Here is a 12,240-nt window from a genome sequence, read left to right as displayed (position 1 = left end):
ATCGTAAGTTTCTCAGAAGCCGAATAGGATCGTTTTTGCATGAAAAAGCTCCCCTTACCGTAGCAGGTTTTATTATTTCACCTGTCTACCGTAAGGGGAGCATATCAGAATATCCCGGAGACTGCTCCTTTTTTCATACTGTTACCCAGCTGTAAATCCCTTGGATCCGCCTATTTCACCTGCTTGAGCAGCTGCTGCATCTCGGCAAGCTGCTTCGACTGGTTGTCGGCAATGCCCTCGGCAATCGTTTGAAGCTCCCTGTTCCTCGTATAATTCAGCACGTTCAGTGCCATCCGCATGGCGCCTCCATGATGCGGAATCATCTCGCTCAAGAAGTCTTTGTCGACATTGCCGGTAGGCCTCGCTCCTTCCATGCCGGACACCATCTTGTTAAACGCCGCCATATATCCTTTCCAATACGCTGATTCTTGAGACGCATCGGCCTGCTTGTCCGTTTGTACCCGCTCCAGCAAGTCCCTCATTTGCGCAATACTCGCCGTTTGTTCCCGGATGATGGCCGCGGCCAACTGCTTCACTTGCAAATTCGAGCCGTATTTCATGACGTTTTCGGCCATCCGAATGCCGCCTTCGTGATGCGGAATCATTTCGTATATGAAATCGATGGTGACATCCCCCGTTTTGGGTGCGTTGTCCATCTTGTTCTTCATCGCATCCAGGATCTGATGATACCTGTTTAAATACGTCTCTCTCTTCGCCTTGGATCCCGTTTCGTCCGCAGCATATCCTTGGCCTTGCCCAGTTAGTGTCAGGCACAGAACGGTAAGGCCCATAAGCAGCAGTTTTATAGCTTCTTTCATCTAAGGTCTTCCTCCTTATTCCATATGGGAGTCAGTATTCGGTAAAAAGCGTTTTTTTATTCCGGTAGCGATTGACACTGGAGCGGCACGAGAGTGTAGGATGAACTTACCGGACATGTTCAGGAACGAAGTGAGGAGGACTCATGTATTCCATTGGCGAGATCTCGAAAATTGTAAATATTTCCATAGATACGTTGCGGTATTACGACCAGATTGGCTTGTTGAAACCGCATCATGTCGACGATAAGACCCGATATCGGTATTTTTCCGAACAGCAAATCCGTGAGCTGATTTTCATTATCGAAATGAAACAATATGGTTTAAGTCTCGATGCCATTCGTGAGTTGTTGGCGAACGGTGATGAAAGTAGAGTTCGTTCGGCGTTAATCCGCCGAGCGGAGGAACTGCAAGACGAAATGGATCGCCAGTTAAAGTTGCATAAGAGACTGCAGGAACGGATAAAGATCATACATGAAGAGGACAGGTGCATGACGATGAAACCTACCGTACTTATTGTTGACGACTCCGCGTTTATGAGGAAAATATTGGGCGAAATCCTTGCTAATCACGGATATGAACTGGTTGGCGAAGCAGCAACCGGAGAAGAAGGGATCAAGCAATATGCGAAGCTCCGACCAACCCTCGTCATTCTGGATATCCATATGCCGGAAGGATTGGATGGTTTCGAAGCGGCAAAGCAAATGAAAGCAATCGATTCCAGCGCAAACATAGTCATGTGTTCAGCTAAAGGGCAAGTCGAGAACGTGCTTACAAGCTTCCTTTCGGGAGCGCGCGCTTTTATCGTTAAACCATTTCAATCTGAATCAATGCTGGATGCCTTGTCCGACGTGCTCACTCAAGACCGGCATTTGCAAATCACCGCTATTTCCAAATGGTTGTCGGATGAGACACTGCTCTCCTCATTGCCCAAGGAAGCATTATCACAACATCTCATTGATCAGATGATCCAAATTTTCAACGCTGAAGAAGCACCTACGTTAACCGACCTTTATAACATACTCGCCGAATTATAGAATCGTCAGCCTCGGCCATCCGTAACGACGGATGGTTTTTTCCATTTTCGCCCCCTCTTCAACAGCAAATTCCATTATAATGAATGTATTGAACTTGAATAACCCTCCGTTCCGAGGTGAACCGGTGAATGAACCTGCTCCGAATCCAATTGCTAGACAAATTTGCTTTATTCTATAACGACACCCCGGTTACGACCATTACCGGCGGAAAAATATTATCGCTGCTCGCCTTCTTGCTCCTTCACCGCACTCCGCAGAGCCGCAAATACGTGGCGTTCCTTTTTTGGCCGGACTCGTCGGAGAAGCAGGCGCTGACCAATTTGCGCAAGCTGTTCCTGCAGCTGCGGCAAGCTTTGCCGGAGCCGGATCGCTACTTGTATTCCGACACGTTAACGATCGGCTGGAACGACATGGCCCCCTTCGAGCTGGACGTCCGATCCTTCGAGCGATTGACGGCGGAAGGCTCCTCCGTGCAGGAGCTCAAGCAGGCCGTCGCTTTGTATGGCGGCCCGCTGTTGCCCGGCTGTTACGACGAATGGCTCGAGCCCGAGCGAGATAAGCTCGCTCAAGTGTACCGCGCCGCCCTGGAGCGGCTCTCGGCAAGACTGGAACGAAGCCGCCACTACGAGGAAGCGCTCCATTATGCCGATATGCTGCGTGCGGCAAACCCGCTGAGCGAGGAGAATTACATCACGCTGATGCGGCTTCATGCGCTGCAGGACAATTTGGCCGGGGCAGCCAAAGTATTCCGCGAGTGCGAGCGGGTGCTGCGCGACGAGCTTGGCGTGGCTCCCGCCCTGGCGACACGGCAAGCTTATGCCGCTATGTCCGAGGCCGGCGTGAAGACGGAGCAGCTTGTGCAGGACGACAGCCTACCCTTGATCGGCCGCATGTCGGAGTGGGAGTCCATGCTCGCTTCCTGGCGCTCTGCTAGCGGGGGCAAGCCGCATATGGTCGTGCTTTCAGGCGAACCGGGCATCGGCAAAACCCGTCTGGCCGAGCAATTCCAGGCTTGGGCGCAGAAGCAAGGCATCCCTGCGAGCTCCGCCAAGTGTTATGCATCGGAAGGCGGACTCGCCTACGCCCCCGTTGTCACCTGGCTTCGCAGGAAGAAGCTTCCGTCGCTTGCCCCTATGTGGCTGAGCGAGCTAACGCGATTTTTGCCGGAGCTGCTTATCGAGCAACCGGACCTGCCGAGGCCAGAGCCGTTGCTCGAAAACTGGCAAAAGTACCGATTGTACGAGGCGATCCAGCATGCGCTAAACGAAAATCGGCCGAGCGCGTTTATTCTGGACGATATCCAGTGGTGCGACGAGGAAAGCTTGCAATGGCTGGACTACTGGCTGCAGCAGCCGACGGCCGGCTCGTTCCTCGTGATCGCTACCGTTCGTTCCGGTGAGCAAAAAGCGAAGCTGACCGAGCTCTTGGCCGGCCTTCGCGCGAAGAAACAACTAACCGAGCTCCAGTTGGGTTTGTTGACCTCCAAGGAAGCCAAGGCGCTGTCCGAAGCCGTATCCGAAGGGAGAATCAAAGCGGAGGACTGGACCCGCTTTTACCGGGAAACGAACGGCAATCCTTTATACATTGTAGAAACGTTGCGAAACGGGTACGCATCCGCCGACATAACCGAACCGCAAACTGCCTCCCGATCGACGCCTTCCGTGATTCATCACGTCATCCAGGGCAGATTGGATGCATTATCCGAGGATAGCAGGAGGCTTGTCCATCTTGCGTCGGCCATCGGTTTTCCTTTTACGTTCGAGTTGATCAGCCGCGTGACGACTATGGACCGGGAAGTGATGCTGGACGTGCTCGATGTGCTGTGCAGCAAGCATATATTGAAACCGACGGATCGCCATGGCTATGATTTTACACACGATAAATTAAGGGAAACGGCTTATCAGGCGATGAGCCCGGCGCGCCGGCAGCAATATCATCAGCAAATCGGCTTCGCGATGGAATCGGTGTACGCGGACGAGCTGGATGAGTATGCCGGACAAATTGCTTTTCATTTCGAACAAGCGGGGTTTGCGAAGCACGCTTTTCCTTATTACTTGAAGGCGGCTGACTTGGCCGCGTCGCTGTACGCGAATGATATGACGCTGCAATACTGCCAGCGCATGCTGAAGCTTGCCCCGGAGCAAGAAAAGCATGCCATTGCCCTGCGAATGGGCAAAGTGTACGAGGTAATCGGCCGTTTGGATGCGGCCCATGCCCTCTATACGGAGCAAATGGAGCATGCCGGCCTCACGCTTTCTTTGAAGGATCAGGCCGCGTACAAAATGGCTGTCGGCAATTGCCTGTACATGCAGACCCGCTATGCGGAAGCGCTCGACTACTTGATGCAGGCGCGCCAAGACTACGAGTGGCTGAATGATCAAGCGGGCATTAGCTACACGCTGGCCGTCATGGGTATCGTTTATTATTGTTTGGGGCAATCCGATATGGCGCTTGATTCGTTTGCCCGCCGCGAGGAGTTGGAAGCGAAGTATCGCAGCGAGAGGGAAAATGGCCGGGTTGCCGGTATTTACGGCTATATCTATATGGATCGGGGCGAAACAGAAAAGGCGATTCAATGCGGCATTCAAAAAGTCCAGATTGCCGAACAGATTGGCGACAAACTGCTGTTAAGCCAAGCGATGGGTACACTGGCTGTCATCTACAACGATTGCGGCAAGTACCGGGAAGCCATTGCTTCCATCCATGAAAATCTGCGATTAGCTCGCTTATCCGGGGAACGGATGGGCGTGACTACGGCGATTGCGAAGCTGGCGGTAGCGTACAACGCCATTGGAGCCCACGTGCAATCCAACGCCTGCTGTTTGTACAGTATTTATAACGCTACCAAGGTCGGAGACCACCGAACCGCAGCGGGCATGCTTGGATGCCTGGGAAGCAGCCTTACTCAGCAGGGCGATTTTAGGCGCGCTGAGGTCGTTCTAACGCATTCACTCAGCGTGTTGCGCAACGTAAACAGCTTGGGACATTTTATGAACGACACGCTCTATTATCTTGCCCGTTTGTATACGGAAAAAAAGCAATTTTTCGAAGCTCTTGCCATCGCGGAAGAAGCCTTGGACCACGCGAACCGCATTGGTAGAACACGTTATATGTTCTTGCTTACACTACTCATTGTCGTGCTTCGTCATAAAGTTAACAAATTGGATAAGCAACAAGCCCTCCAACGCTTCCTGACGCTTTTAGACCAAGCCGCCAACATGGAGCAGCGGGCCAATGTATACTACGCCATGTGGGAGCTGAATCTCGATTCCGGCCAACATGCCGACACGACGGCGAATATGTATAGCCGCCTGTACGACTTTTCGCCTAAAGCCGATTACCGCCTCAAGTATGCCGATTTGACGGGCATGCCGCTTGCCAAGACATCGATTCCGGCCGAGCTGCCGAGGGAGGTCGCGGAACTGAACTACAATTTGAACGAAATGCTTGCGGAATTAGGAAGCAAATAATGAATGCGAGTGCCCAGGCGGACGCCCGAATTCCTTCGGGCGCGACAATGTTTAGCGGAATCGGGCGGCAGCTGGCGATCGTGCACTCGAAGGAGTCGTAGGGAAGCTTGCTTGAAGACGGCATCCTTCCGATTCGGAAGAGGATAGCTGGAGCTTGCCTCCGATGGAGGCGATCCGCCGATGCATGGCGGTTAATCCGATGCCGGGAGACGACTGGTCGAACGGAGCCCCGTTGTTGGATAGTGTAAGCTTTACGCGGCTCTCCGAGACGATGAGGGACAGAGCGAATCGGGAGCTGCGACCGTGGCGAATGCCGTTCGTGAGGCCTTCCTGCACCGTATTATAGATGATTTTTTTCTGGTACGGTGTAAGCCGGTGGAGCTTCCCCGAGATGGAAGCGGCAATCTCCGCTCCCGTCGCTTCTCTCGTCTTGTCGAGGAGACGGTAGAGCGCCTCCTTCAAGTCGATTTCGAAGCTATCGTCCTGCTGCGATTGAAGGATATTCCTCACATCGCTCAGCCCATATCGAATGTGGTTATACAGCGTATCCAGTTTCTGAACGCCCAACTCCGGATCGCTTGCCATGAGACGGCGTATGCCGTCGATCTGAACAATCGCCGTCGTTAAGGTGTATCCGATAATATCATGCAAATCTTCCGCAAGCCTTAACCTTTCTTCCATGAGCAGCATCTCTAAGGCATCGTTGCTGTTCATCTCCGTATCCGGGAACACAGCCATCGGACATATCGTCACGGCACCACCCTCCCTTCCATTCATTTTGGCAATACAACGATCACATTTCTAATGCGGATGTTAGTTCCGACCAGCTTTGCGGTTCCAGGCGCTCTTCCGCCAAGCGAAGAACCGCTTCATAAAAGTCGCGCGGGGCAAAACGTTTCATGTCGCTTAACATCACGAACCGATCCGCATGCGTGATTGCGGGAAGCATATAGTGAAGGAATATCATCATGGCATGGGGCGGAATGGAAGAGCGTATTTTGACGGATATTTCATGCAGTTGCTCATCGTCCAGATTGTTCCACAACGCTTCCATCCCAGGCCCTTCTTCACGCTGCAGGTGCATCATATATTCGGCGGTAAAGCGGTTTAACTCTCTGCCTATCCGGAACCACAGACTCGCCCGGTCTTCTCTGGAAGCTTCCTGCTGCTCCAATCGGCCTACTAAGCTCGAAATCTCTTTCACCTTCCCATCCAACACCTGATGCTCTTCTTCCAATCGCTTTGCCGTTTCCGGCGCATACTTCAAATACACTTCGTCCAAATGGAGATCTTCGTCATGGGAATGCGCCTCCAAGATGATAACGATCTGGTTCCATTCTTCGATAAACGACTTCAGTTTATCTTGATTCATGAAGTCGATTTCTCCTGCTTTTAAACAAATTCCACTTAACGCATAACGAAGCCCCTTATGGACGGGACCTAACACATCGTATCGGTTGTACATTGATCTAATCTCCTTTGTTTTTTATTAAGTACCGAACAATACCAACTATAGCGAATGAGCGTTGCTTAAACGTTGCTTCCCGGAATGACGATTGATTTTTTTGTTAAAAACGACTTCGGCGATCAGCTCTTCCGATTTGAAAGTCTCAGCTCGTCTCCCGGCGTTCGGACTGGAATGGAAGCATTTCTGCAACATTTTCAAAGACTACCCCGTTAGGAACAATAGAAAGCACAACAAACCTACATACAGAAAGGAAATACCACTATGAATCCAACGATGAAAAAAAGCTTGCTGCTTTTAACCTTATCGACCACGATGGCCACGGGAGCCGCTTATGCCGCACCGAATCCGGCTTCGACCCATACGACGGCAACTACAACCAAACAATCGGCTGCGCAGGCGGTCTCGATCACCATTAACGGCCAAGCGCTCGCCGAGAAAGGTTACTTGAAAGCCGGCGGCTCCGAACCGATGCTTCCGCTGCGCGCCGTTGCCGACGCACTTGGCTTCACGCTGGCTTGGAATACGAAGACGCAAGCGGCCGATCTGAACAAGGGCAACATCTTCACGACAGTGAAGACGGGCGAGGATCAATACGCAATCAACAAAATGTATACATCGCTGGGTACGGCACCGGAGCTGATTTCTCACAAGCTGTACGTGCCGGCGTCGTTTGTCGATAAAGTGCTGCATGCATCCCTTGTCACCGAAGGCAATTCCGTGACCATTACGATGGAAGAGCAGCAGAAAAGCGTCGAAGTGACCGGCGTCATTACCGCCGTGTACAACGAGGAGGGCCGTACGGCGGTCCAAATCCGCGGCGTGAATACGGACGGCATCGTGCTGAATGTCGGCAAAGACACTGTTATCGAAATGGCGGGCGGCACGAAGCTGGCTTTCGCCGATCTGCACCTCGGCATGACGGTGAAGGCAGAGCACTCCCTTGCGGCTACGGCCAGCTTGCCGCCGCAAACGCCAACCTTCAAAATTACGGTCCAGGACGCGAAGAAACAAGCTGATCTGCTCGGTACAGCGGGCACCATTGAGGAAGTGCGCGAGGGCGAGAAAGGCACAATGAGCATTGTCCTTAAAGGCACGGCTTTGAGCAAGCTTTCCCAAAGCGAGGTCGTCCTGAACATCGGCGAGGATACCGCAATCGTGGACAAAGACGGCAAATCGGTTGCCAAAACCGCCCTCGTCCAAGGAGCGACGGTCATCGGCTTCTACGATCCGACGTTAACTCGCAGCCTGCCGCCGATCGGCAACGCGCGCAAAATCGTAGTGGAAGAAGCGAAGGAAGAGCTGCAAAACGTGAAAGTTAGCGGCGTCATTACCGCAGTGAACGATAAGGAACATCCGTCCGTGCAAATCCAAGGTGTCGGCACGGAAGGCATCGTGTTGAACATCGGCAAAGATACGGTATTGGAAGCAGCCGACGGTTCGAAAGTAACGTTCGCTGATCTGCATGTCGGCATGACGGTCGACGTCGAGCACTCGCCGATCATGACGTTCAGCCTGCCGCCGCAGACGGCGGCCGTCAAAATTACGTTGCGCGATCCGAAGCTGCAAGCCGATCTGCTCGGTACTGCAGGCGAGATTGGGGAAGTACGCACCGATGATAAAGGCGGAGTGAGCGTCGTTATCAAAGGCACCGGCGTGAATGAGCAATCGCCAAGCGAAGTCGTGCTGAATATCGGCAAAGACACGACGCTGATCAACAAAGACGGCAAAACGGTTGCCGCCGGCTCGCTGGTGAAGGGCGCCAAAGTCATCGGCTTCTACGGCCCGATGATGACGAAGAGCTTGCCGCCGATCGGCAATGCGGTGAAAGTGGTCGTGAACGATGCGAAGGAAGAAGTGAATAGCGTGGAAACGACTGGCGTCATCACGGCTGTGAACAACGATAAAGAGCGTCAGTCCGTACAAATCCAAGGCATCGGTACGGAAGGCATCGTTCTGAACGTCGGCAAAGATACGGAGCTGCAAGCAGCCGACGGCTCGAAGCTGACGCTTGCGGACCTGAAACCGGGCATGACCGTCAAAGCCGAGCATTCGCTCGCCATGACGATGAGCTTGCCGCCGCAAACGCCGACCTACAAAATTACGGTGCTGGATACGAACAAACAAATCGATCTGCTGGGAACGGCGGGCGAGATTACGGAAGTGGGCGCCAACGATAAAGGCGTGCCGACCATTCGGATCAAAGGCACGGGAATTAGTGAGCAATCGCCTAGCGAGGTTGTCTTGCGGCTGACCGGCGAAACGACGCTGATCAACAAAAATGGGCAAGCGATCGAGAAAAGCGCCCTTGTGAAAGGCGCGAAGGTCATTGGCTTCTACGGNAGTGAGCAATCGCCTAGCGAGGTTGTCTTGCGGCTGACCGGCGAAACGACGCTGATCAACAAAAATGGGCAAGCGATCGAGAAAAGCGCCCTTGTGAAAGGCGCGAAGGTCATTGGCTTCTACGGCCCGATGATGACGAAGAGCCTGCCGCCGATCGGCGGCGCGGAAAAGATTGTACTGGATGTTAAAGACGGCAACGAGAAATAATGTAGCCTGAGCGAAGCTCGTCAGAGCCGGCGTCGGAACCCCGACGCCGGCTTTTTTGTCCCAAGCACCGTATCGGACAACAAAAAGAAGCATCCGGTTCCACGATTGTCGTGGGTCAGATGCTTCTTCTTTTTTATGCAACCTCATTTTACACTTTAATGATGCCGATAGAATACAGGAACACAAGCAAAATCAGAATCGGAACGACCATCCGAAGCAGGAACATCCACACTTTGTTCCATATGCCGGTCAGACCCGCTTCCGCCGCCGCTCGTTTCCAAGCATAACCCGTAAACAGGGTAACTACCAAGCCGCTGATCGGCATGAGCACGTAAGCCGTCAAGAAATCGAACCAATCGAACAGCGATTTGCCGCCAGGATGAAATGAGCTTAACACCCCGCCGACGGACAGTCCTGCCGGAATGCCCAATAGGAAGCACAGGGTCGAAATCAGAATAGCCGCTTTTTTCCGGCTCCAGTTCCATTGGTTCATCGCGTACGCAACCGGTACCTCTAGAATCGAAACGGCCGAAGTCAGCGCGGCGATGGCCAGCAGCAGGAAGAACAAGCCGCCGAATACGGTCCCGAGCGGCATTTGCGAGAAAGCGACCGGCAGCGCCATAAACGTCAGGCCGACGCCTTCGCCCGGTTCCAGCCCGTAGGAGAACACGGTCGGGAAAATAACAAGCCCCGCGATAAACGCATAGACCATATCGCCGAGCCCGATCGCTATCGTCGCCGAGCCAAGCGACTGCCTCTTGTCGACGTACGACCCATACGTCAGCATACAGCCCATGCCTAGCGAGAGTGAGAAGAAGGCATGTCCCAGCGCAATAAGCGCGGACTCCGCATCAAGCTTGGAGAAGTCCGGTTTCAAGAAAAATTCGACGCCTGCCCCTGCGCCCGGAAGCGTCAAGGAGCGTACCATCAGCACCAGCAAAATGATGAGGAAGCCGGGAATCAATATTTTGTTGAATTTCTCGATCCCGCCCGATATCCCTTTGGCAACGACCCAACCGCACAAAATCATAACAACAGCTTGCCAAATCACCGGCATGTAACCGGAAATAAACGAAGAGAAGATGGTTTTGAATTCATTCCCTTGATTAAACAGACCACCAGTAAAGGATTGTACCGTGTAGTGAAGCGTCCAGCCGGCTACGACGCCGTAATAGCACATGATTAAAAACGCGGTAATCACGGACAATAACCCGAAGTAGCTCCAATACTTCTTGCCGGTCAGGTTGTAGTAGGAGCTGGCGGCGCTTCCTCTTCCTCCGCGTCCGATCGTCATCTCGGCCAGCAAAATCGGCAAACCGACCAGAATCAGACAGATGATGAACAGCAAAAAGAACGCCGCACCTCCGTGCTTCCCGGTAATATACGGGAATTTCCACATATTGCCGAGACCGACCGCGCTGCCGATGGCGGCCAGAATGAACCCGGACGAGGTGAAGCGTTCTTTTTTCGCATTGCCCGATTCGCTTGATTCGATTGCACCTTGGGTTTTTTTGGATGCTTGCTTGCTCATGTTGTGTACCCCAGCCTTTTTTTTGTTTTTGTTCTAGGGTAATTTATTACATCGCCCTTGTCTATATAAGGGAAATAATTGGCATTCGTTCATGCGTAGGTTAATGAGCGGATTCAACAAGGTCGACGTGTTTCACGTGCTTCTGGTTGATCAGGACGATAAGCATGCCTAGAATAACGAAGCCTGCGCCCACGATGAACGGTACATGCGGATTGTACCACTCCGCAAGCTTTCCCGCGAAATACGGTGCGATGGCGCCACCGATAAAACGAAGGAAGCTGTACGCGGCCGATGCGGTCGACCGTTCCACCGGAGCTGCGTTCATGACGGCCGTCGTCAGCAGCGTATTATTGTTCCCAAGCAATGCTCCGGCAAAAACAACAGCCGCGATCACGACCCATTGCGTCTGCGTCCAGATGCCCATTGCAAGCAGCGTCAAGGCGAACAGGACAAGCATGAATGCCAGCGATTTAATCGTGCCGAACTTGCGCTGCAGCACCGGAGCCATGAACACCGAGGTGATGGCGAGCAGCAGACCCCAGCCTAGAAATACATACCCCAAGCCGTGCTCATCCATTCCCATATGGCCTAACACAAGCGGGGCGTAAGCCATAATCGTAAAAAACCCGAAGTTATAAAAGCAAGCCATAATGCCGAGTACGAGTAAAGAGCGATGCTTCAAAGCCCGGAACGGATCCAACAATGAAGCTTTTTTCTTGGGCGCGGCTGCCGCGGATTTTGCGCCCGAATTGGGCATCATGAAGGAAAGTGCGACAAAAGCGATAACCATCAAAGTGGCAACACCGAGGAACGGGCCTCTCCACGAAATCGAGCCAAGCTCTCCGCCGAGCAAAGGTCCGACGGAAATCCCGAGTCCAACCGCCGCTTCATACAAAATGATCGCTTTGCCGACGCCTGAATTGGACAAGGATACGATAGCAGTGAGCGACGTTGCGACAAACAGCGCATTGCCGAGACCCCAGCCGCCCCGCAGGCCGATGAGCACCCAAATATTATTGGACATGCCGCCCAGGAACGAGAACACGGCAATGACGACAATCCCGAGCAGCAGCGTTCGCTTCATCCCAAGCCGGGACGTAATGACGCCCGTAATGAGCATCATAACCGCCATGACCGCATTATAGCTGGTAAACAGCAGCGAAACCTGGCTCGCCGAAGCGTTCAATTTCTTGGCGATTGCAGGCAGGATCGGGTCGACAAGCCCGAGGCCCATAAATGCGATAATACATGCAAAAGCAACTGCCCAAACAGCACGTGGCTGCCTGAGCAGTGTCGCTTTTCCATCGGATGCGATGGTCTGTTCGATTGCTGACATGAATGAAAAACTCCTTTATGATGAATAATCTTTGAG

The 12,240-nt window shown here is 52.9% G+C and carries 8 protein-coding genes; 3 read left to right on the top strand and 5 right to left on the bottom strand.

Annotation, left to right across the window (positions count from 1 at the left end):
- Positions 1-170 precede the first annotated feature (170 nt).
- Positions 171-818, bottom strand: a complete 648-nt coding sequence (locus AC0LWM_RS25215) for a DUF305 domain-containing protein (RefSeq protein WP_474677769.1) — start codon at positions 816-818, stop codon at positions 171-173.
- 143 nt (positions 819-961) lie between these two features.
- Between AC0LWM_RS25215 and AC0LWM_RS25210 the strand changes: the two genes are divergently transcribed.
- Positions 962-1,852, top strand: a complete 891-nt coding sequence (locus tag AC0LWM_RS25210) for a response regulator (protein ID WP_474677768.1) — start codon at positions 962-964, stop codon at positions 1,850-1,852.
- A 128-nt stretch (positions 1,853-1,980) separates the two neighbouring features.
- Complete coding sequence (locus AC0LWM_RS25205) at positions 1,981-5,322, top strand: AAA family ATPase (RefSeq protein ID WP_474677767.1); 3,342 nt, start codon at positions 1,981-1,983, stop codon at positions 5,320-5,322.
- A gap of 51 nt (positions 5,323-5,373) precedes the next feature.
- Here AC0LWM_RS25205 and AC0LWM_RS25200 read toward each other — a convergent pair whose 3' ends face one another.
- On the bottom strand, positions 5,374-6,075 hold the full coding sequence (locus tag AC0LWM_RS25200) for a sensor histidine kinase (RefSeq protein WP_474677766.1): 702 nt from the start codon (positions 6,073-6,075) through the stop codon (positions 5,374-5,376).
- A 40-nt stretch (positions 6,076-6,115) separates the two neighbouring features.
- Positions 6,116-6,694 (bottom strand): hemerythrin domain-containing protein, encoded by a 579-nt coding sequence (locus AC0LWM_RS25195; protein WP_474677765.1) that lies wholly within the window; start codon positions 6,692-6,694, stop codon positions 6,116-6,118.
- Between the two features lie 357 nt (positions 6,695-7,051).
- Here AC0LWM_RS25195 and AC0LWM_RS25190 point away from each other — a divergent pair, with 357 nt between their 5' ends.
- A complete protein-coding gene (locus AC0LWM_RS25190) occupies positions 7,052-9,337 on the top strand; it encodes a stalk domain-containing protein (protein ID WP_474677764.1) in 2,286 nt (761 codons plus the stop codon).
- A gap of 148 nt (positions 9,338-9,485) precedes the next feature.
- Here AC0LWM_RS25190 and AC0LWM_RS25185 read toward each other — a convergent pair whose 3' ends face one another.
- Both AC0LWM_RS25185 and AC0LWM_RS25180 read right to left on the bottom strand, forming a co-directional pair.
- The gene (locus AC0LWM_RS25185; protein ID WP_474677763.1) at positions 9,486-10,868 is read right to left on the bottom strand and encodes a sodium-dependent transporter; all 1,383 of its coding nucleotides are present in this window, start codon (positions 10,866-10,868) and stop codon (positions 9,486-9,488) included.
- A gap of 100 nt (positions 10,869-10,968) precedes the next feature.
- On the bottom strand, positions 10,969-12,204 hold the full coding sequence (locus AC0LWM_RS25180; RefSeq protein ID WP_474677762.1) for an MFS transporter: 1,236 nt from the start codon (positions 12,202-12,204) through the stop codon (positions 10,969-10,971).
- Positions 12,205-12,240: the final 36 nt, after the last annotated feature.

Source organism: Paenibacillus sp. sgz302148, assembly GCF_056120465.1.
The sequence above is the reverse complement of the archived record's forward strand: the minus strand, read 5'-3'. Positions and strand labels throughout refer to the sequence as shown.

Bases quoted from the DNA above. Each gene is read 5' to 3' on its own strand.
- AC0LWM_RS25180 (WP_474677762.1), bottom strand. From the start codon at position 12,204: ATGTCAGCAATCGAACAGACCATCGCATCCGATGGAAAAGCGACACTG.
- AC0LWM_RS25210 (WP_474677768.1), top strand. From the start codon at position 962: ATGTATTCCATTGGCGAGATCTCGAAAATTGTAAATATTTCCATAGAT.
- AC0LWM_RS25185 (WP_474677763.1), bottom strand. From the start codon at position 10,868: ATGAGCAAGCAAGCATCCAAAAAAACCCAAGGTGCAATCGAATCAAGC.
- AC0LWM_RS25205 (WP_474677767.1), top strand. From the start codon at position 1,981: ATGAACCTGCTCCGAATCCAATTGCTAGACAAATTTGCTTTATTCTAT.
- AC0LWM_RS25215 (WP_474677769.1), bottom strand. From the start codon at position 818: ATGAAAGAAGCTATAAAACTGCTGCTTATGGGCCTTACCGTTCTGTGC.
- AC0LWM_RS25195 (WP_474677765.1), bottom strand. From the start codon at position 6,694: ATGAATCAAGATAAACTGAAGTCGTTTATCGAAGAATGGAACCAGATC.